15 protein-coding genes and 6 pseudogenes are annotated in these 22,032 nt (G+C 52.0%); 19 read left to right on the top strand and 2 right to left on the bottom strand.

Annotated elements, in window-relative coordinates:
- Positions 1–57 precede the first annotated feature (57 nt).
- The 13 genes and pseudogenes from P378_RS14335 to P378_RS14275 all read left to right on the top strand — a co-directional run bounded on the left by P378_RS14335 (position 58) and on the right by P378_RS14275 (position 13,919).
- Positions 58–993: a prephenate dehydrogenase gene (locus P378_RS14335; protein ID WP_099083721.1), complete on the top strand. Its 936-nt coding sequence runs from the start codon at positions 58–60 to the stop codon at positions 991–993.
- An 11-nt stretch (positions 994–1,004) separates the two neighbouring features.
- Positions 1,005–2,293 (top strand): annotated as a pseudogene (gene aroA / locus P378_RS14330) (3-phosphoshikimate 1-carboxyvinyltransferase).
- Positions 2,294–2,540: 247 nt separating this feature from the next.
- Complete coding sequence (gene cmk, locus P378_RS14325; RefSeq protein WP_099083788.1) at positions 2,541–3,209, top strand: (d)CMP kinase; 669 nt, start codon at positions 2,541–2,543, stop codon at positions 3,207–3,209.
- Between the two features lie 9 nt (positions 3,210–3,218).
- Positions 3,219–3,797, top strand: coding sequence for a lysophospholipid acyltransferase family protein (locus P378_RS14320; RefSeq protein WP_099083720.1), 579 nt, complete (start codon positions 3,219–3,221; stop codon positions 3,795–3,797).
- Between the two features lie 68 nt (positions 3,798–3,865).
- Positions 3,866–5,887 (top strand): bifunctional 4-hydroxy-3-methylbut-2-enyl diphosphate reductase/30S ribosomal protein S1, encoded by a 2,022-nt coding sequence (locus P378_RS14315; protein ID WP_180261126.1) that lies wholly within the window; start codon positions 3,866–3,868, stop codon positions 5,885–5,887.
- Positions 5,888–6,021: 134 nt separating this feature from the next.
- The gene (locus tag P378_RS14310; protein ID WP_099083719.1) at positions 6,022–6,801 is read left to right on the top strand and encodes a DUF1614 domain-containing protein; all 780 of its coding nucleotides are present in this window, start codon (positions 6,022–6,024) and stop codon (positions 6,799–6,801) included.
- Entirely contained in the window at positions 6,791–8,065 is a 1,275-nt protein-coding gene (gene spoIIP / locus P378_RS14305; protein ID WP_099083718.1) for a stage II sporulation protein P, read from the top strand. Before P378_RS14310 ends, spoIIP begins: the two co-directional genes overlap by 11 nt.
- A 107-nt stretch (positions 8,066–8,172) precedes the next feature.
- A complete protein-coding gene (locus P378_RS14300; protein WP_099083717.1) occupies positions 8,173–9,063 on the top strand; it encodes a YIEGIA family protein in 891 nt (296 codons plus the stop codon).
- 21 nt (positions 9,064–9,084) lie between these two features.
- The gene (locus tag P378_RS14295) at positions 9,085–9,267 is read left to right on the top strand and encodes a capping complex subunit for YIEGIA (RefSeq protein WP_099083716.1); all 183 of its coding nucleotides are present in this window, start codon (positions 9,085–9,087) and stop codon (positions 9,265–9,267) included.
- A 63-nt stretch (positions 9,268–9,330) separates the two neighbouring features.
- Entirely contained in the window at positions 9,331–10,659 is a 1,329-nt protein-coding gene (locus P378_RS14290) for a DUF512 domain-containing protein (protein ID WP_099083715.1), read from the top strand.
- Between the two features lie 229 nt (positions 10,660–10,888).
- Positions 10,889–12,207, top strand: a pseudogene (gene der / locus P378_RS14285) (ribosome biogenesis GTPase Der).
- Between the two features lie 46 nt (positions 12,208–12,253).
- Positions 12,254–12,856 (top strand): glycerol-3-phosphate 1-O-acyltransferase PlsY, encoded by a 603-nt coding sequence (plsY, locus tag P378_RS14280; RefSeq protein ID WP_099083714.1) that lies wholly within the window; start codon positions 12,254–12,256, stop codon positions 12,854–12,856.
- Between the two features lie 16 nt (positions 12,857–12,872).
- The gene (locus P378_RS14275) at positions 12,873–13,919 is read left to right on the top strand and encodes an NAD(P)H-dependent glycerol-3-phosphate dehydrogenase (protein ID WP_099083713.1); all 1,047 of its coding nucleotides are present in this window, start codon (positions 12,873–12,875) and stop codon (positions 13,917–13,919) included.
- A gap of 39 nt (positions 13,920–13,958) precedes the next feature.
- Here the strand turns inward: P378_RS14275 and P378_RS19775 are convergent, their stop codons facing one another.
- The gene (locus P378_RS19775; protein WP_180261116.1) at positions 13,959–14,135 is read right to left on the bottom strand and encodes a hypothetical protein; all 177 of its coding nucleotides are present in this window, start codon (positions 14,133–14,135) and stop codon (positions 13,959–13,961) included.
- Between the two features lie 424 nt (positions 14,136–14,559).
- On the opposite strand from P378_RS19775, the gene spoIVA reads away from it, so the two are divergent.
- The 6 genes and pseudogenes from spoIVA to P378_RS14245 all read left to right on the top strand — a co-directional run bounded on the left by spoIVA (position 14,560) and on the right by P378_RS14245 (position 20,924).
- Positions 14,560–16,038, top strand: a complete 1,479-nt coding sequence (spoIVA, locus tag P378_RS14270; RefSeq protein WP_099083712.1) for a stage IV sporulation protein A — start codon at positions 14,560–14,562, stop codon at positions 16,036–16,038.
- Positions 16,039–16,352: 314 nt separating this feature from the next.
- Positions 16,353–16,798: pseudogene (locus tag P378_RS14265) on the top strand (ACT domain-containing protein).
- 23 nt (positions 16,799–16,821) lie between these two features.
- Positions 16,822–18,113 (top strand): annotated as a pseudogene (locus P378_RS14260) (homoserine dehydrogenase).
- Positions 18,114–18,120: 7 nt separating this feature from the next.
- Positions 18,121–19,022 (top strand): annotated as a pseudogene (gene thrB, locus P378_RS14255) (homoserine kinase).
- Positions 19,023–19,079: 57 nt separating this feature from the next.
- Complete coding sequence (locus P378_RS14250) at positions 19,080–20,324, top strand: aspartate kinase (RefSeq protein WP_099083711.1); 1,245 nt, start codon at positions 19,080–19,082, stop codon at positions 20,322–20,324.
- Positions 20,325–20,502: 178 nt separating this feature from the next.
- A pseudogene (locus P378_RS14245) lies at positions 20,503–20,924 on the top strand (universal stress protein).
- Positions 20,925–21,172: 248 nt separating this feature from the next.
- On the opposite strand, the gene proC reads toward P378_RS14245, so the two are convergent.
- The gene (gene proC, locus P378_RS14240) at positions 21,173–22,018 is read right to left on the bottom strand and encodes a pyrroline-5-carboxylate reductase (protein ID WP_099083710.1); all 846 of its coding nucleotides are present in this window, start codon (positions 22,016–22,018) and stop codon (positions 21,173–21,175) included.
- Between the last annotated feature and the right edge of the window lie 14 nt (positions 22,019–22,032).

Here is a 22,032-nt window from a genome sequence, read left to right as displayed (position 1 = left end):
CTAAAAGGCTAGCAACTGACCCCAAAGCATGACCCGTAAGACATAGGAGGTTATTCTTTGTTCAAAAAGGTTGTCATTGCCGGTGTCGGGTTAATCGGTGGTTCCCTGGGATTGGCTTTAAGCAAAAGAAAATTAGCAGCAGAGGTTGTGGGGGTTGACCCCAACAGGGAAAACCTGAGGCTGGCCGTTCAAGTAGGCGCTGTCCAGCGCACTGAGACGCTGGCTGAGGCGGTGCCGGGAGCAGACCTGTTGATTCTGGCAACTCCCATTGGGGTTACCCTGGGAGTGCTGGAAATGGCCGTCCCTTATTTGACCCCCGGTACTGTCATTACGGATGTAGGAAGTGTTAAGGGCCAGCTGGTGGACCGGGCGGAGGCCATGCTGCCCGCGGGGGTTCATTTTGTGGGCGGGCATCCCATGGCCGGACGGGAAGTAACCGGGGTAGCAGGCGCCCGGGAGGATCTGTTTGAAGGCGCTTCTTATATTTTGACAACCACCCAATCAACAAATGCCGCAGCCTGCGTCAGGTTAAAGAGATTTATCCAGGCCCTGGGAGCCCATCCGGTGGAACTGGGGTGCCGGGAGCACGACAGAGCGGTGGCTCTTATCAGCCACCTGCCCCACCTGCTGGCTGCCACCCTGGTAATCACGGTTGCCGGGGAACCTGCCCAGGAGTTGCTGTTAAAGCTTGCCGGCGGCGGTTTCCGGGATACCACCCGCATTGCCGCAGCCAACCCGACCATGTGGCGGGATATACTGCTGACCAACCGGGAAATGGTATTGGAGGCAGTCTGCAAATTCCGCAGGCAATTGGAACAAATAGAGCAATCCATGCATGATTTTAACCAGGAAGAATTGGTAAGTTCTCTGGAGCAGGCCAAACAGGTAAGGGAGGCGCTGCCCGAGAACCGGAAACACCACATTGCATTACAAAAACTCTATGAAAAACTGGGAGAAGCTGAGGGCATACTAATAAATAACAATTTCCGATAGCGAGGAATACAATGAAACTTACCATCAACCCAGTGAAAAAACTCCGGGGCGTCCTATCGGTGCCGGGAGACAAGTCGATTTCCCACCGGGCTGTTATGCTGGGCGCGCTGGCCCGGGGAATCACGGAAGTGGATCATTTTCTGATGGGTGAGGACTGTCTGGCCACCGTTGCCTGCTTCAAGGCTATGGGAGTCCGGATTGAAGGCCCCGTAGAGGGCAAACTCAAGGTGCATGGAGTGGGTTTAGGAGGGCTGCAGGAGCCGGCCGATGTGCTGGATGCAGGGAATTCCGGCACCACCACCCGCCTGATGATGGGCATCCTTGCCGGGCAGCCCTTCTGCAGTATCATCACCGGTGACGAATCCCTGCGCAGGCGTCCCATGGCCAGGGTTACCGGGCCCCTTGCAGAGATGGGCGCTGTTTTCCTGGGGCGGGAGCAAAATAACCTTTTGCCCATGGCCGTACGGGGTGGGGCATTAAAGCCCATCCACTTTCAATCACCGGTGGCCAGTGCCCAGGTAAAATCTGCGATACTCCTGGCCGGACTCTATGCTGAAGGAGAAACCTCCGTCACCGAACCCAGCCCCTCCCGGGATCACACCGAGCGGATGCTGCAGGCATTTGGGGCGGCTGTCCGGGTAACGGGAAATACCGTGACCCTGAAGGGTTTCCCGGAGCTGCAAGGTTTAAAAATTACGGTGCCCGGGGACATTTCTTCCGCTGCCTTTCTGGCTGTGGCCGCCGCCTGCCTGCCGGACTCGGAAGTCACTTTGCAGGGGGTCGGCATCAATCCTACCGGGACGGGTTGTTAGAGGTCCTCAGACAAATGGGGGCCGGTCTGGAAATCGTCAATGAGCGGCAGCAGGGTGGGGAACCGGTGGCGGACATAAAAATCTCCGGAGGAAAACTACAAGGTACAGAAATATCCGGAGCGCTGATTCCCAGGCTGATTGATGAAATCCCCGTCCTGGCGGTGGCGGCAGCCTATGCCGAAGGAACCACCGTCATCCGGGACGCTGCTGAGCTAAAAGTAAAAGAAAGCAACCGAATTGCCGCGGTGGCCAGGGAACTTAAAAAATTCAGAGTGGACATTGAAGAACTGCCCGATGGGTTGGTGATCCGGGGAGGAAAACCCTTGACCGGCGCAACCTGCCAGAGTTACGGAGACCACCGCATTGCCATGGCCATGGCGGTGGCGGGTCTGGGTGCCAGGGGGCAGTCCGTCATTGAAGGGGCCCAGTGTATTCCGGTGAGCTTTCCCGGCTTCAACGATGCATTAAAATCCCTTTCTGTAAAATAATACAGCTGGAAGAGTATTTCCTCTTCCGGCTTTTTTATTGGCATCGGTAGTGTTCATCTTAGCATGTTACACAGCCAACGGGCTGCTGCCCGCCGGTACCCTCCGGGTGTATGCCACCTGGGACTTACTTGGTCCGGGGAGCGCCAGCCAAGTTTTTCTAAAAAAAAAGGAATTTCTAGCTCGATGTCGAAAGTTTAATGGTGCTATCGCTGTTTTTTTTGACTTGCTATTTGGAGGTTATACCCGGTTGCCAAACAGAATCTGTGTTGCCATTGACGGCCCCGCCGGGGCTGGAAAAAGTACAGTCGCGAAACTGGTTGCCCGTAAATTGGGTTTGCTTTATATTGATACCGGCGCCATGTACCGGGCCGTTACCCTTAAGGCTTTAAAGCAGGGCCTCAACCTGCATGAAGCCGGTGGATTGACCAACCTGGCCAGGGAAACCACCATAAAACTGGTTCCCGGTCTTCAGCAATCGGTACTGCTGGACGGGGAGGACGTCACCGAAGAAATTCGTTCGCCCGAAGTGACCCGCCATGTTTCCACAGTGGCCAGCGTTCCCGGCGTGAGGGAAGTTTTAGTGGAGCGACAGCGTCAAATGGCCTATGAAAACGGTGTTGTCATGGACGGGCGAGATATCGGAACGGTGGTTTTACCCCGGGCAAATGCCAAATTTTTTCTCACCGCTTCCGCAGAGGAACGGGCCCGCCGCCGGGCGAAAGAATTGGAAGATAAGGGTTATACAGTAGACATTGATAAGTTAATAAAGGAAATCCAGGACAGGGATTACACGGACAGCCACCGTTCGGTATCCCCTCTGGTGCCTGCCGGGGATGCCATTATCATCGACAGTTCCGGTATGAACATAGAAGAGGTGGTTGACACCATCATTTCCTGGATCGAGAAGAACAAGTAGGAGGATTTCATGTTCTATACAGTTCTCCGGGTAATCATCCGTGGGATACTCTTGGTTTGGCGCAGGTGGGAAGTCATTGGACTGGAGCATTTACCCGCCAAGGGCGGTTTGGTGGTTGTCAGCAATCACGTCAGCAACCTGGACCCGGTGGTTGTGGGGTGTGCCTTAACCAGACGTATCCACTTCATGGCCAAGGTAGAATTGTTTAAGATTCCGGTCCTGGCCACCATTATCACGCTGCTGGGGGCCTTTCCGGTAAACCGGGAAAAGTCCGACCGGCATGCCATTCGGAAAGCGTTGGAACTATTACAGACCGGCAATGTGGTGGGCGTATTTCCTGAAGGCACCAGAAGCAAAACGGGAGAATTACAAAAGCCCCATATCGGTGCAGCTATGCTGGCGGTGAAAGCCAATGTCCCCATCCTGCCCATGGCGTTAAAAGGGACCAGGGGCAGTTTAGATAAAATTACGGTTGTCATAGGAGAACCCGTTTATTTACCGGAACTGTGGCGCGGACGGCCCGGCAAAGAAGAGCTGGAGGCTTTAAGTGAACAGGTGATGGGAAAAATTTCCGGTCTGCTGGAGTAATTTTTTTTAACTGAGTGGGTAACATTTTTCACATCAGAGAAACTAAACCGGAACAGAGGGTGATCTCTATTGAAATATTGTTGGCCAACAAGGCCGGTTTTTGCTATGGCGTGAAACGGGCCATTGACCTGGCCCTGACCACTGCCAGGGAAAAGGAAGGAAATATTTATACCCTGGGACCGTTGATCCATAACCCGCAGGTGGTACAGGACCTGGCTGGTCAAGGGATTAAAGAAATAACCGGTCTGGCAGAGGCGGCCGGCGGCAGTGTCATTATCCGCTCCCACGGAGTGGGTCCTGATATCATTCAGCAGGCCAGGGATAAGGGTCTGGAAATCCTTGATGCCACCTGCCCCTTCGTGGCCAGGGCACAAAGAGTTGCCCGTGAAATGGCGGAGCAGGGGATTCCCGTATATATCCTGGGGGACCCGGGGCATCCTGAAGTTCAGGGAATCCTGGGTTGGACCATGGGCAAGGGGATTGTTGTCGAAAATGCTGATGAATTAAGTCGGGTGGATCACCCTAAGGTAGGGGTCGTGGCACAAACAACACAGCCATTGGCCAATTACCAGAGACTGGTGGAAGCACTCCAAAAACAAGGAGTGGAAGTGGATGCCCGTAACACCATTTGTCATGCCACGGGTGAACGCCAGCGGGCTGCGCTGGAGTTGGCCAAAGAGGTGGACGTAATGATGGTGGTGGGCGGCAAGAACAGTGCCAATACCAAAAAGTTAGCCAAGATTTGTCAGGAAACCGGGACTCCCACCTATCATGTGGAATCCGCACAGGAGCTGCGGGAAGAGTGGTTTCGCGGACATAAAAAATTTGGGCTGACAGCGGGCGCTTCAACACCTGACGCAATTATAGAGGAGGTTAAAAGAAGGATGAAGGAACTGGACCAGATGACCAATGGCGAAGAAGGAATGAACGAAGCTATGGAGGTAAAAGCTCCCCAATCCGGGGAGTTAGTCAAGGGCATTGTTGTTCAGGTGGGCCTGGACGAAGTGCTCGTGGATATTGGAGCCAAATCCGAAGGCGTTATTCCCCGTAAAGAACTGGCCTTTTATGGCGTAGATAATCCCCAGGAAATCGTAAAAGTCGGGGACGAAATAGAATGCGTTGTGATTAAAGCCGAAGACAACGAAGGGAAGATTATCCTGTCCAAGGAACGCGCCGACGCCGAAAAAGCTTGGGGTGGCTTGGAAGAGGCCATGGAAAACGGTACCGTCATCAAGGGTGTTGTTCGTGAAGTGGTCAAGGGCGGTTTGCTGGTGGATGTAGGCGTGCGGGCCTTCCTGCCTGCTTCTCTGGTGGAACGCGGCTATGTGGAAGACCTCTCCAAATACGTGAACCAGGAAGTGGAAGTGCGGGTCATTGAAATGAACAAACACCGCAAGAAGGTGGTTGTTTCCCGTAAAGCCGTTTTAGAAGAGCAGTATGCCCGCAAGCGTGAAGAATTACTGGAGACCCTCCAGGAGGGGCAGGTTGTTAAAGGTGTTGTACGCCGTTTAACCAATTTCGGCGCCTTTGTGGACCTGGGCGGTTTAGACGGTTTGCTGCACATTTCTGAAATGAGCTGGCACCGCATCAACCATCCCCAGGAAGTGGTTAAGGTGGGGGATGAACTGGAAGTGGCGGTCCTCAAGGTAGACCGGGAAAACGAAAAAATCTCCCTGGGTCTGAAACAGGTGTTACCCAACCCCTGGGATAACATTGAAGAAAAATATCCCGTAGGCAATGTATTCCCGGCCAAGGTTGTCCGCCTGGCTCCCTTTGGCGCCTTCGTTCAGTTGGAGCCCGGCGTTGAAGGTCTGGTACACATTTCTCACCTGGCAGACCGCCATGTGGAGAAACCGGAAGATGTGGTAAAAGAAGGCGACCAGGTGGACGTGAAGGTACTCAGTGTTGATCCGGCTGAAAAACGCATTCGCCTTTCCATCCGTGAAGTAAACAGCGAAGGACGTCCGGCCCGTGAACCGCACCCGCGGAAACAGGAAGAACCGGCGCCCCAGCCCCAGGTGCAAGAAAATACTGAAGAAAAGGTTACCCTGGGGGATATGTTCGGGGATATGTTTAAAGAGGATAAGTAAAGGTTTTTTAAAACGGTTGTCTTTATGACAGCCGTTTTTTTATGTCTAAGGTAAGTATTTGTTGTCGCATAATTTGACCGCCGGAGGGAAATCTATTTTTCAGATATGAATTTTAATTAAAAGGAGGCAGGTTTATGGATCGTTTTCCATTGGGACTTATTGTTTTGATCGTCGTATCTTTGCTGATCTTTTTTGGCATTGCCCAGCGAGCCCTGGACCGCATGAGATTGTCCGACAAGGGTGCCCTGGCGGTTATTCTGGCCCTTATTGTGGGCAGCTTCATCAACATTCCGATACCCGGCACACCGGTACCCCTGGAAATTAACCTGGGTGGAGCACTGGTGCCTGTGGGGTTGGCCATCTATCTTTTGACTAAAGCAGGTACCGGCAAAGAGGTTACCAGAGCCTTGATTGCTTCGGGCGTAACGGCGGTGGTTATTTGGTTTATTGGTTCCCGGATCATGACCGGTTTACCTGAGCCCGCAGGCAGGTTTGGCTTTATTGACACGCTTTATTTGTTTCCCATCGTTGCGGCGTTAGTTGCTTATATCGCCGGGCGTTCTCGCAGAAGCGCTTTCATTGGGGCTACGCTGGGTGTCCTGTTGGCGGACATAGCAAACTATTTTTACCTGGTGCAAAATAACGCCACCAATGCCACAAAAAGCATCGGAGGAGCCGGGGCCTTTGACTCCATTGTTATTTCGGGTATTTTAGCCATCCTGCTGGCGGACTTGATCGGGGAGGCCAGGGAAAGACTGCAGGGTGGCCCCACCTCCGAGGGAAAGCCGGACGCCCTGCTGGCCGGATTGAGAAAGCCTGAATTTGGTCGTAAAAAGAGGGATGACAAACCCCGGGACGACAAAGAAATGCGCAGAAAATCAGAGAGGGAGGAGGCTGATCCTTTTGAAGACTAAACAATTCTTTATTGTTCTTAGTATCTTGATGATGTTCGCGGGAGTCGGCGTTGTCGGTTACCTGGGATTATCAGAAGCCGTCCTGCCGGCCTGGAATCCCGCCTCTGTTTTGTCCAATGATGATGTGGATCATATGGTGGGCAAAGCAATTAGCATTGTTGATGCCAAAGGGTCGGTTATCAGCCAGGCCTGCCGTGTGTCAGTGGGTGATGAGATTATTAACCATAAAGGAGACTACTACCGGGTTATTAAGGTAGACAAAAACAGGGCGGTTGCCAAGTCCCTTGGCAAGGACAAAGATTTTTTAGCCTGGAACGAATACTTAACCGATGAGCGCCTGGCCATGGCTGCGGCAAACCGCCAGGGAGGCACCGTCGGCGTATACCATACCCACACCGACGAGGCCTATGTACCCAGTGACGGAAAGGAGAGCATTCCCTTTAAAGGCGGCATTTATGATGTGGGGAGATCCCTGGTGAACAGGCTTGAACAGAAGAGCGCAACCAGGGTGCTCTATGACGAAACACCCCATGATCCTCACGACAATGCGGCTTACCAGAGGTCCCGGCGCACGGCTATGAAATTGATGCAGCAAAACCCTGTTGCACTCATTGATGTTCACCGGGATGGCATTCCTGATCCCGGATACTACAGGGCCACAGTTTCTGAGAACAAGGTCAGCCAACTGCGCTTGGTGGTGGGCCGCCAGAATCCCAACATGGAGGCAAACAAGGATTTTGCCCGGCGGATGATGGCCTATGCCAATAAAGTTCACCCCACCATTGTAAAGGAAATCTTCATGGCCAAGGGCAATTACAACCAGGATTTAATGCCCACAGCCATCCTGATTGAAGCGGGCACCCACACCAATACCAAGGGAGAAGCTGAGCGGGGTGTCGCACTGTTTGCCGATGCCGTACCGGTCGTCTTAGGAATTGAAGGACCGCAGAGACAGGTTCCCGGCGGCGGTATCACCCAGCCCGGTGCCGACGGCGGGGGCGGTTGGAGAGCGGTTGGTTGGATTTTAGGATTGACCCTGCTGCTGGGTGGCGGCTTCCTGTTCCTCAGTACAGGCAGCCTGAAAGGTGTCACTGACCGCTTATCCGGTCTTGGCAAAGAATTTACCAATTACCTGGGCCCCATTCATAAAATAAGACAAAGGGCAAAGAAACCAGGGGGCGATACAAAGGTAACGAAAAAAGCCTATGACAACATGGCGGACCGGGCGGTTATTGACCAGCGGGATGAAGTAACAGAGGACTAGCTAAGGTAACCAATCCCAATCATACCTGTGGAACTATTCAAAAAGCAACTGCCGCCTTCAGCAGGAGGCGGCAGTTGCTCTATTCAGAGTTTCGAAGAGGTGATTGTATGGAGAAATACCTGCTGGTGGCGGTCAGCGGCATCCTGGCCGGTTTCCTGACCCGCATCGCCCTTCTGCGGGTGGATTACAGGCAGTACCCCGGCTACCCCCATGGATTTGTGACGCACCTTTCCATGGGCTTTATCGCAGCGTCCCTGGGAGCCATCGCCGTGCCGGCCCTTCTGAAACCTGATTATGCGGCTTTTACCTTTCTGGCCCTGGCAGCGCAGCAATTTCGAGAAATCCGGAGTATGGAAAGACAGACCCTGGAAAGTCTTGAAGAAAGCGAACTGGTGCAGCGGGGGAAAGACTATATCGAAGGAATTGCCCGGACCTTTGAGGCCCGCAATTATCTGGTGATGGCCACAGCCTTCGTCACCTCTTTAATCACGCAATTTTTGGGGTTACTGCCCGGCATCGCAGGTGGCATTGTGCTGGTCCTTATCAGCCTGCTTTTTAAATCCGGAGATACCATTGGCGATATTTGTGAAGTGGTGCCGGCAAAACTGAATTTTAAAGACACAATCCTGCATGTGGACCATATCAACATTATGTCCGTGGGTCTTAAGGACAGCCGAAAAAAGATTTTGCATGAGGGCCTGGGGGTTATCCTGAAGCCAAAAAATGACGATGCCCGGGCCACCATCCATGACATTGGCCAGAGATTGGCCATTGCCCATACGGCGGCCACCATTCTGGGCACCAAAAAAGACATCGACATGCCTGAATTTACTCCCATGCTTCGCAAAGACCCGGATACCGGGCAGGTGGGGTTTTATATCGTACCCAATGAGCCGGATATCAAGGCGCTGATTGAAGCGGTGAAGCAGGCGCCCGTTTTGGAAAGCGCCGCCACCAGGCCGTTGAAATCCAGGGCCGGACGTTACGCATCCGATTAGATACGGTGAGGGGGTGTTCGCTTGTCCAAGGGGACGATCATGGCGGCGGTAACCATTGCTCCTGATTACATCACAGGAGATCTTCCCATAGTCATCGCCAGGGACGAGGACGAACGGGAAAAATTGGCCCGCCATCTTGCCAATGTTTTGCAAAGTACCGTTCATGACCTGGGGAATGGGACATACCTCATCGTTCAGCACTAAATTCTTGACTATGATTGGCAGATGGTGGATAATTGATGCAGTACGTCCACGGGGAGATTTTTTATGAACAGCAACGGATTATTGATCACAGGTGTTGATCCAGACAGCATCGCAGGGGAACTGGGCATTCAACCGGGAGACAGACTGGTGGCCATTAATGACCGGCCGGTGCAGGATATATTGGATTATCGCTTCCTCTGTGCCACTGAGGAACTGGTGGCCCGGGTGGTAACCGGTCAAGGCGAAGAGTGGGAAATCGAGATCGAAAAGGATTATGAAGAAGATTTGGGGTTGGATTTTGGCGAGCATTCCTTTGGACCCACCAGGCGTTGCCAGAATCGCTGCCTCTTTTGCTTTGTGGACCAGATGGCCCCCAGGATGCGGGAGACCCTTTATATTAAAGACGATGACTATCGTCTTTCTTTTTGGCAGGGGAATTTTGTCACCCTGACCAATGTAAAAGAGGCAGAACTGCAGCGAATTATTGAACAAAAACTGGGACCCCTCTACATCTCCGTCCATACCACCAACCCCGAGCTGCGCTGCCGCATGTTAAACAATCGGCATGCCGGTAAAATCATGGATCAACTGACAAGGCTGGCCGGGGCCGGCATAGAAATGCAAACCCAGGTGGTGCTTTGCCCCGGCATCAATGACGGAAAAGAGCTGGTAAGGACCATCGAGGACCTGGCCGGCCTCTGGCCTGCGGTCCATTCCCTGGCAGTGGTGCCGGTGGGGATCACCAAATATAGAGAAGGGCTGCACGACCTGAGACCTTTTACCCGGGAGGAAGCGCGGCATCTCATAGAACTGATTGAAGGATACCAGCGCCGGTTTAAAGTCCGCTGGGACGATCCCTTTGTTTTTGCGTCCGATGAGTTTTACGTCATGGCAGGAAAACCCATTCCCCCCACCGAAAACTATGGTGATTTTCCGCAAATCGAAAACGGTGTTGGACTGGCCAGGCTCTTTTTGAATGAGTGGGAAACGGTAGAACCGGACCTGCCGGACCGGGTAGAACCTGACCGGACCGTTACCCTGGTGACCGGCGCCTCCGGGGCATCCTTTATGAACCAGGTGGTGGAACGGCTAAACAAGGTGAAAGGGTTGCGGGTGAACCTGGAGGTCGTCAAAAATACATTCTTTGGAGAAACCGTCACTGTCACCGGCCTGTTAACCGCAGGGGATATTATTGAAAGTCTGCAGGACAAGGAAATCGGAGACCTGCTGGTGCTTCCCACCGTCCTGCTGCGCAACGGGGAAGACCTGTTTCTGGACGACCTGCGGGTCTGCGATGTGTCTGAGCAGCTGCAGGTGCCGGTGGAAGTGGCGGAAGGCCCCCGGGACCTGGTGGAAGCTGTCCTGGGGATTAAACAGGATGCAAACTGGTGAAACTTATAAAAAACAACCCTGCGCAGGCATTTGAGAGGTGGGAGGTTAGAAGTGGGAGAAACGGTAACCAATTGTTTTCTTTACATCTCACCTCTTACTTCTCACATCTCACTTCTCATACGCCCGCTACGTTGCGGAAAAGCCAGTCTGCCTGCGTAAGGTTTGTTTATATAGAGGTATTTCAAAGGGTTTGCATAATATAAATTTCAGAGAAAAGGGGGAATACCCTTTGGCGAAACCCATTGTTGCTATTGTCGGGCGCCCCAATGTGGGGAAATCAACGCTGTTTAACCGGATTGTCGGCGCACGCATTGCGATCGTTGAAGATATGCCCGGGGTGACCCGGGACAGACTGTACCAGGATGCCGAGTGGCAAGGCCATGAATTTACCCTGGTGGACACCGGCGGCCTGGACTTTGCGGAGGATATCATCACCGCTCAGATTAGAAAACAGGCGGAACTGGCCATCAAAGAGGCGGATGTCATCCTGTTCGTGGTGGATGCCCGGGAGGTCTTACCGCCGTGGATGAAGAGGTGGCCAAAACCCTGCGCAGGACCGATAAGCCCGTTTTGCTGGTGGCCAATAAGGTAGAACATTTCGATAAAATTCCTTACTATGAGTTTTACCAGGTAGGATTGGGAGAGCCCATCCCCGTATCCGCTGCGGAAGGTTTAAACACCGGGGATTTACTGGATGAACTGGTAACGCTGCTGCCCCGGCAGGAGGAAGATCCTTACCCTCCGGATACCGTCCGCATTGCCGTCATCGGCAGGCCCAACGTCGGGAAGTCCTCCCTGGTGAATGCCATTCTGGGGGAGGAGCGGGTGATTGTCAGCAATATCCCGGGGACCACCCGGGATGCCATCGACTCACCCTTTGAGCGAAACGGCAAAAACTACGTCATTGTGGATACCGCCGGCATGAGACGTCGAAACCGCATTGATTTGCCCACGGAGCGATACAGCGTGGTCCGGGCCCTGCGGGCGGTGGACCGCTGTGACGTGGTTTTAATGGTCTTTGATGCCACCGAAGGAGTGGCAGAACAGGACAAAAAAATTGTTGGTTATGCCCACGACAAGGGCAAGGCCGTCATTTTGGTGGTCAATAAATGGGATCTTATCGAAAAAGATAATAAGACCATGAATAAATTTGAAAAGAAAATGAGAGAGGAACTGGGCTTTTTAAATTACGCCCCTACACTGTACATTTCCGCCCTGACCAAACAACGGCTGCCCAAGGTGCTGGAGATGGTGGATTACGTGGCGGACGAGGCCAATAAACGGGTGCCCACAGCGGATCTGAACAACCTGATTCGGGAAGCAACCCAGGCCACGCCGCCGCCGGGGGACAAACATCGCAAGCTGAAAATCTTTTATGCCACCCAGGGTGGCGTGAAGCCGCCGACCTTTATTTTGTTTGTCAATGAACCGGAACTGATGCATTTTTCTTACCAGCGTTACCTGGAAAACAAGATCAGGGATGCTTACGGCTTTGAGGGTACCCCGGTCCGGTTCTTCCTGCGCAGGAGAGATGCCGGGGACGAGTAAAGGAATACGGCCCTTCAAGCTTTTTTAAGATTCGGAGGAGTAAGTCTTGACTACTTTAGTCACTTTACTTGTAATTGCAGCGGCTTATTTAATCGGATCAATTCCCTTCGGATATTTGCTGGCCCGTTTCTGGAAGGGAATTGACATCCGCAAATACGGCAGCGGAAACATCGGGGCCACCAACGTCTGGCGTACCCTGGGCAAAGGACCTGGTATGGTTGTATTGGCACTGGATTTGCTGAAGGGTGTAACAGCGGTTTTGCTGGCTAAACAGCTAGAAAATACGGATATCGCCGTCCTGGGTGCTGCCCTGGCGGTCATGGCCGGGCACAGCTGGCCCCTGTGGCTGGGCTTTAAGGGCGGAAAAATTATAGCCACCGGCGCCGGCGCGGTACTGGCCATTGCCCCGCTGCCTTTGCTGCTGGCCTTCCTGGTGTGGGTAACGACAGTGGCGCTGACCCGTTATGTTTCCCTGGGGTCCATTTTGGGAGCGATCTCCCTGCCCCTCTGGATGATGGTCTTTCAGTATCATAAAACAACCCTGATATTTTCCGTACTGGTGGCCGCTTTTGCGGTGTGGAAGCATTCATCCAACATCAAACGACTTTTAAACGGCACCGAATTTAAAATTGGCCAGAAGAAGTCATAGGATTGGAGGACTGGGAATGACAAAAGTTGCGATGATCGGAGCCGGCAGTTGGGCAACGGCCCTGGCCCAGGTGCTGGCCCAAAACAACCATTCTGTGGTTCTCTGGACACGCCGGCAGGAATTGGCCCAATTAATTAATGAAGGGGAAAATCAAAGGTACCTGCCGGGGATAAAACTGCACCCCACCGTCACGGCCGATACGGACCTGGAAAAGGTGCTTCATGAAGCGGCAGCGGTGGTCTTCGGGGTTCCTTCCCATTGCTTTCGGGACCTGCTGCAGCAGTCGCTGCCCTTTATAAAATCCGATGCCGTACTCATTAATGTGGCAAAGGGTCTGGAGGAAAGCACCCTTCTCAGGTTGTCGGAGGTGCTGGCCAGCGAGGCGGGGGAAGCGACCCTGGGCCGCTATGCGGTACTTTCGGGTCCCAGTCATGCCGAAGAGGTGGGTCGCAATATACCCACCGCGGTGGTGGCTGCCTCGCAGGAAATGAATACAGCCGAGTACGTGCAGGACCTGTTTATGTCCCAGGACTTTCGTGTTTATACCAATCCTGACTTGGTGGGAGTGGAACTGGGGGGTGCTTTAAAGAACATTATCGCCCTGGGCACCGGCATTGCCGACGGGCTGGAATTTGGGGATAACACCAAAGCCGCCATGATGACCCGGGGACTGGCGGAAATCACCCGCCTGGGCTTCAGTATGGGGGCAAATCTCTTAACCTTTTCCGGGCTGGCAGGGGTGGGCGACTTGATTGTTACCTGCACCAGCATGCACAGCCGCAATCGTCGGTGCGGCATTGCCATCGGCAAAGGAAAATCCCTGGAAGAGGCGGTGGCCAGTATTAACATGGTGGTAGAAGGCGTCAGGACCACCCGGGTGGCCTGGGAACTGGCCAGGCGTCAGGGAGTAGAAATGCCCATTACCGAACAGACGTACAAAGTGCTGTTTAAAAATCTTTCCCCCCGGGAGGCGGTTTTAAACTTGATGGGCAGGGGAAAAAAATTAGAGGTTGAAGAAATTGCCCTCAGTACATTAAACTGGACACTGGAATCCGTTAAATAAACAGTAAGAGCAGGGGACCACCCTGCTTTTACTGTTTATTTACCTTTTCTTCTTGCCTCCAAAGAATTGGCTGAAATCAAAGGGGAACGGCGGTGTTTTCATCGGGGGCTTTTTGGGACCTGCCGGTTTTTCATGTACCGGGGGTTTTACGGCCGGTTTATCCTGAACCGGTTTTTTTCCGGGTTTATCCCACCCGGGACCAAATCCATAACTCATTAGTAATCCTCCTTTTTTATTTTAAAAGATGGTATATAGTCAATATATGGAAGGGTTTTGGGGTTGGTTACATCTTTTGATTCAATTGGCAAAAGAAATTTTAAGATTAAAATATACTTTTTAGGTTACCGCTAACAGTCATAAAGGGACAAATAGTAAATATCTTTAAAACAATAGGAAAAAAAGGAACCAGGAGCCAGAAACCGCAATCAGCCAGGATAATTTTCTGTCATAAAGTAGCAGGTCGCTCATATATATATAATGTTAATGTATGCCAATGGAAAAAAATTCAGGAAGAAGGGACTACCTTCCTCCTGCATAAAACAGTTTTTCCGGTCTCTACGGTCCATTATCGCGGAGGAGGGATGCAGCATTTCAATATAAATTTCCCTATAATTATATGAACAGGAGGGGATAATCGTTTATGGAAAAGTTGGATATCTTCCGCGATATAGCGGAGCGGACCGGGGGAGATATCTACCTCGGTGTGGTCGGCGGGGTGCGGACCGGTAAATCCACCTTTATTAAAAGATTTATGGAATTGGCAGTAATTCCTAACATTAAAAATGTGTACGATAAAGAACGTGCCAAAGATGAACTTCCCCAGAGCGGCGCCGGCAAAACCATTATGACTACCGAGCCCAAATTTGTTCCCAATGAGGCCGTGGAAATTGCCGTTAATCCAAGCCTTAAGGTTCGAATAAGATTGGTGGACTGTGTGGGATACCGGGTGCTGGGTGCGTTGGGTTACGAGGAAGAAGACGGTCCCCGCATGGTAACCACTCCCTGGTATGAAGAGCCCATTCCTTTTCAGGAGGCGGCCGAGATCGGCACCCGCAAGGTGATTTCCGAGCACTCCACCATCGGCATCGTGGTCACCACCGACGGCACCATTACAGATATACCCAGGGAAAATTATGTGGATGCCGAAGAAAGAGTCGTGGAAGAACTGAAGGATATTAATAAGCCCTTTGTAATTCTGCTGAACAGCGTAAGGCCCCATGCCAGCGAAACGTTGCAGCTGGCGGCCGAACTGGAAGAAAAATATGATGTGCCGGTGCTGCCCCTGGACTGTGCGGAGCTTAAACAGCAGGACATTTTAAAAATTCTGGAGCAGGTTCTTTTTGAATTCCCGGTCAACGAAGTCAACATCAGCCTGCCCCTCTGGATCGAAGAGCTGGAGGGCAAACACTGGCTCAGGCAAAACTTTGAGGATGCCGTCAGGGATACCGTACGCCATGTGCGCCGCCTGAGAGACATCGAAACCGCCGTTAACAATTTGGACGGCTATGATTTTGTTCATCAAGTCAATCTTAAGCATATGGATATGGGCACAGGCTCTGCTTCCATCGAAATGGTGGCGAAACCCGACCTGTTCTACCGGGTGATGACGGAAGAAACCGGTTTTGAAATTGAAGGAGATCACCACCTGTTTCGGTTAATGAAAGATTTGGCCGTGGCGAAACGGGAGTACGACAAAGTAGCCAAAGCCCTGACAGAGGTTCGTGAGACCGGTTATGGCGTTGTAACACCCCGGTTGGATGAAATGAATTTGGAAGAACCGGAACTGATCCGTCAAGGCAATCGTTTTGGTGTTAAACTGAAGGCCAGCGCCCCTTCTCTGCATATCATCAAGGCGGATATTACCACTGAAATCACCCCCATTATCGGGACCGAAAAACAATGTGAAGAGCTGGTCCAGTACATGCTGGCCGGGTTTGATGAAAATCCGCAAAAGATTTGGGAATCTGAAATCTTCGGCAAAACCCTGCATGATCTGGTCCGGGAAGGCATTCAGAATAAACTGCACCGGATGCCGGAAAATGCCCAGGTTAAACTGCAGGAGACTTTGCAAAGAATTGTTAATGAAGGTAGTGGCGGTCTGATTTGTATTATTATTTAATCGACCAAAGGATAACCCCACAGATAGCATAGGGTCTGTGGGGTTTGCTGTTTTTATGACGAATTTTGTTTACCATACAAGATCCGGGTAGGAATTGGCAATAGTAATAATGGTATTGTCAGAAAATTGGAAAGACATGTCAAATATTTGCCAGAGGGAGCAACAGGGAGAGAAGCTGCGAACCAACCAGGCATATTTGAAAAACCATGGTTTAAAAGTATATATTCGGTTTGAAGGGTTATTTTTGGAATGGTATAATGTCTACTGTAAAAGGATAAACATCCACTCAAAACGGACTGCGAGGTAGGGAAGAAGTGACGAAGAAAGAGCTGAAATACTTTTTGGTACAAGAGGATATTCTCCCGGAAGCCATTTTAAAAACGGTGATGGCCAAGGAGTTATTGCTGAAAGGTGCAGCCAATACCGTCAATGAAGCGGTAGAGAAGGTGGATTTAAGCCGCAGTGCCTTCTACAAGTATAAAGACAAGGTTTTTCCCTTTCACCAGTGGAGCAAAGGGAAAATCGTTACCCTTGCTTTGTTGATGGAACATCGGCCCGGTGTCCTTTCTACAGTATTAAACATTATCGCCTCTGTCAAGGGCAGTATTTTAACCATCAACCAGAACTTGCCGTTACAAGGGCTGGCCAACGCCACCCTTTCCGTCGAGACTGCGAGATGAATCAGGACCTGGAGGAATTATTAAAAATTATCAGTGAGGTAACAGGGGTTCGGGATGTCCGCCTGGTGGGCCAGAACTAGCCTGTGAGGGAAAGGGGATTTGTATGGAACAGGTAATCAAAATAGGGCTGTTGGGCTTGGTACCGTCGGCCGTGGCGTATATCGCATCCTGGAGGAAAACCAGGAAAACATCCGGCAGCGGGTGGGCACAAAATTGGAAATTAAAAAAATTCTGGTGCGCAGTTTGGAGAAGGATCGGGGAATCTCCCTGCCGGAAGGAATCCTTACCACCGACCTGGCGGATATTATTCATGACCCGGAAATCAAAATCATTGTGGAGGTTCTGGGAGGCATTCACCCCACGCTGGATTATGTTCTGGAAGCTCTCAACCAGGGTAAGAGTGTGGTCACAGCCAACAAAGATATGGTGGCGGAACATGGACAGCAGCTCTTTAAAGCGGCCCAGAACAATCAATGTGATTTGTTTTTTGAAGCCAGCGTGGCGGGCGGCATCCCCATTATTCGCACGTTAAAACAGAGCCTGGCCGGCAACCGCATTGAAGAAGTCTTTGGCATTATTAACGGAACAACCAACTATATGCTGACGAAAATGACCCAGCAAGGCTGCGATTTTGAGGATGTTTTACAGGAAGCCCAGGCCAAGGGCTATGCCGAGTCCGATCCCACCGCCGATGTGGGCGGCTTCGATGCGGCAAGAAAAATTGCCATCCTGGCTTCCATCGCCTTTAATACCCGGGTGCCATTACACCAGGTTTACACCGAAGGAATCACCCAAATTACCGCCCAGGACATTTCTTATGCTAACGAATTAGGGTATATCATTAAACTGCTGGGCATCGCCAAGGAGCGACCCGAAGGGGTTGAAGTGCGGGTTCACCCGACCTTTATCCCCAAGCATCACCCTCTGGCCGCCGTCGGAGATGTCTTTAACGCAGTTTTTGTGCGGGGCAACGCCGTGGGAGATACCATGTTCTATGGCCGGGGAGCAGGAGAGATGCCCACCGCCAGTGCTGTGGTGGCAGACATTATGGATGCGGCCAGGGATATCATGCGCAGTGTGCCGGGCATCATCGGCTGCACCTGTTTCAAGGACAGTCCTGTACTCGATATCGGCGATACCTTCAGCAAGTATTACATTCGACTGCAGGTGGCCGACAAACCGGGGGTACTGGCTTCCATTGCCCTGGTCTTCGGCAACAAGGAAGTCAGTCTTAAATCCGTTATCCAAAAGGAAGCCACCGGCAAGATGGCGGAACTGGTGCTGGTGACCCACAGGGTAAAGGAACAAAACGTCCAGGATGCATTGATGGATATCAAACAGCTTTCTTCCGTTATTGAAGTGGCCAATGTGATTCGGGTGGAAGGAGAAGAATAAGCAGCTCATGAAGAATACTGTCATCGTTTCCGTGCCGGCGACCACTGCTAACATGGGCCCGGGCTTTGACTGCCTTGGCATGGCCCTGGGACTCTACAATGATATTCATATGACCCTTTCTCCCGGCAGGATCTCCATTGAGGTTGAGGGAGAAGGGGCTGACGACATTAAAAGGGATGAAAGGAACATTGTCTGGCGGGCTGCCCAGCGGGTTTTTCAGGAAATTGGCCGGGAAAATCCCGGCCTTTGCATTACGCTGGTGAATAAGATCCCCACAGCCCGGGGCCTGGGCAGCAGCGCCGCCGCCATTGTGGGCGGCCTGGTGGCAGCCAACCGGCTGACCGGAGAAACCCTGTCCCGGGAGAAGATTCTGTCCCTGGCCACCGAACTGGAAGGACACCCGGACAATGTGGCACCCGCCTGCTGGGGGGCATGGTCATTTCGGTGGTGGCCGAAGGAGTGGTTCATACCCTGAAAATTTGTCCCCCCGGGGAGTTAAGTGCGGTGGTGGCCATCCCGGACTTTAAGCTGTCCACCCATGCTGCCAGGGAAGTATTGCCCAAACAGGTCAGCCTGCAGGATGCGATTTTTAACCTGAGCCGCTCAGCCCTACTGGTGGGAGCCCTCTGTGAAAAAAGGTTGGACCTGTTGTCCGTGGCGTCCCAGGACGTGCTGCACCAGCCTTTCCGGGCCCCTTTGGTTCCGGGACTGCTCAAGGTGATTGAGGAGGCCCACCGGGCCGGCGCCTTGAGTGTTGCCCTGAGCGGCGCAGGTCCCGCGGTGATTGCCCTGACGGACGGTTACAGTGAAGGAATCGCTCAGATCATGCAGGATACCTTCCGGGAAGCCGGCGTTAACTGCCAGGTGAAAGTGCTGCAACCGGCGGTTGATGGAACACAAATTTTATGATTAAATAGTTTTATGTGAGTAAAGGACTAAATCACCAGGAGAGGCGGTAACAAAAAAATGCTGGTTGTCAAAAAATTTGGCGGCAGTTCCGTAGCCAACCCCGAACGCATTAAGCGGGTCGCCAAACGTGTTGTGGAAGAGCATCAAAGGGGAAACCAGGTGGTGGTAACGGTCTCTGCTATGGGGGATACTACGGATGATTTAATTGCCTTAATGAAGCAGGTTACCAATAATCCTTCGGAGCGGGAAATGGATATGCTGCTGTCTACCGGAGAACAAGTTTCCATTGCCCTTTTATCCATGGCCATACGGGATCTTGGCTCCGACGTAATTTCCCTGACCGGTGCGCAGGTTGGTATTTACACCGATGATGTACATACCAAAGCCAAGATCTTAAAAATAGAAACCAGCCGTGTTATGGCAGAACTGAATGAAGGCCGGGTGGTGGTGGTGGCCGGTTTTCAGGGCATCAACCCCAACAATGACATTACCACCCTGGGCCGTGGCGGTTCCGATACCACTGCCGTGGCCCTGGCAGCGGCCCTGCAGGCCGATGTGTGCGAAATCTTTACCGACGTCGACGGGGTTTACACCGCTGATCCCAGGGTGGTGCCGGGGGCCAGCAAACTTTCCCACATTTCCTACGACGAAATGCTGGAACTGGCCAGCCTGGGGGCCCAGGTTCTGCATCCCCGCTCCGTGGAACTGGCCAAACAGTACGGGATACCCATTCATGTACGCACAAGCTTTAATTACAGTGAAGGAACGATTGTGGAGGAGGCTCCGAATATGGAAAATGCACCGGTGGTCAGTGGAGTGGCCCATGATTATAATGTAGCGAAGATTGGTCTATTTGATGTGCCGGACAAGCCAGGCGTCGCCATGAAGATTTTTAAGGCTCTGTCCGCCCAAAACATTAACGTGGACATGATTATCCAGAGCGCCATGCGCAACAGCATGAACGATATCGGTTTTACCGTCACCCAGGATGATCTTAGAAAGACCCTGCTAACCATTGAAGCCATTCAGGAAGAAGTGGGTTTTAAAGGTTATACCCACGACGAGGATGTGGCCAAGGTATCCATTGTGGGCGCCGGTATGATTTCTCACCCCGGCGTTGCTGCCGACATGTTTGAGACCCTGGCTGAGGAAGGAATCAACCTGGAAATGATCACTACTTCGGAAATTAAAGTTTCCTGTGTCATCAAAAGATCCGAAACCGAAAAGGCAGTCCGAGCTCTGCACAAAAAATTCAGACTGGACAACCTGGAAGAAGCCAAAAATTATGCAGGAATTACTTAGGTACCAGGTACCTAAGTAATTGGGCTCTGTTCTACGCTGTAGTGGACTGGTGCCTGATAGTCTTATTAAGAAAGTATGACGCATAAATGAATATTTTGCTAAATATTCGCATAAATAATGCAAGGATGTCCCACATGTCCTATAATAAAAAATAAAAAGAAATGAAAGGGGAACCAAAATGAAAATACTGGTACCTTTTGATGGCTCGGACGCTTCCCACAATGCAGTTCAATATGCGCTGAATTTGGCCAAAACCCACAGCTCCTATGACATTACCATTTTAACGGTGGCTTGCAACGACGCTCCCTTTGCCCGGGATTTTGTGGCCAACCCCATCGAAGTCCTCAACGCCTGCCAGGATTTCTTTAGGGGCAGTTTGAATAAGGCAAAGGCCCTGTTTGACGCCGAGGGCATTCAGGTCAACACCGTTTTGGGATCCGGTGATCCTGCTGAAGTGATTATCGATTTGGTAAAAGAGCAGGGGATTGACAAGGTTATCATGGCAGAAGGGGGCTGTCAGGTTTGACCGGCTGGGTCCTGGGCAGCGTCAGTGCCAAGGTTGTGGCCAATGTAGATGTTCCTGTGACACTTATCAAGTAAACAGACAAAACCCCGCCATGCGGGGTTTAACTTTCATGTCAACATTTTTAAATTAACATTTAAAAAAAAGGTGAAAACATCTGGATTTAATTTTTTTCAGTGGGGGCAGGGGTGGTTTTTTTGTCCTTGTAAATAACCTGTACGGACTCTTTCAGTTCCCTGGTTGCTTTTTCTTCCAATGCAGCTCACCCCCTCAGGGATTAGCTTGCGACCCGGGTGGCGGCTTTAAACCCGTCATGCTTTGTCAATTACTGGTGGGCATACTGTTTTTCCACAATTATGCGGCCCAGTTCCTGGGAGCGGTGGGTGGCCCGTAAAATGGCTTTGCGGATGGTGGTTTGAAAATTCCCCTTGTTTAATTCATTGATCCCGGCCATGGTTGTGCCGTTGGGCGATGCCACCTGACGCCGCAAAACCTCGGGTTTCTCACCTGTTTCCAGCAGCATTTTGGCGGCCCCCATCAGTGTCTTCAAGACCAGGGGCCGGGCTAGTTCCCTGGGGATGCCGGCGGATTCGCCGGCCTTTTCCATGGCCTCCACCAGGTAATAGATGTAAGCGGGACCGCTGCCGGACAGACCCGTCACCGCATCCAGCAGGCTTTCTTCCACAATGACCACTTCACCTACCATGCGAAACACTTCTTCTGCCAGCCTGAGCTGCTCCGGGCCGGTGTAGCGGCCGGCGCTGAGACCTGTGGCCGATTCTAGCACCGCACAGGAGGTATTGGGCATCGCCCGCACCACAGCCACTTCAACGCCCAGGCCGTCCTCAATCAGGGAAGTGGGAATCCCCGCCAGCACGGAAATGACCAGCTGGTTTTCTTTAATGGAGCCGGCCAATTCCTCCAGGGCCGGGAAAATATCCTGGGGTTTTATGGCCAAAATAATGACGTCTGACTCACCGGCCGCCGTTTTCTTATCGGTAACCGGCACGATGCCGTAATAGTTGCGCAGGAAATTCAACCGCTCCCCGTTGCTCCGGTTGGAGACCCGGATTTCGCCGGGGCGGACCATCCCGGCGGACAGCAGTCCTTTCACCATTGATTCACAGATGTTGCCGGCGCCTATAAAAAAGAAGGTTTTTCCTTCCAGCATGCTTGAACCCTCCT

It is taken from the genome of Desulforamulus profundi (assembly GCF_002607855.1).
This window is presented reverse-complemented; position numbering and strand designations above follow the sequence as displayed.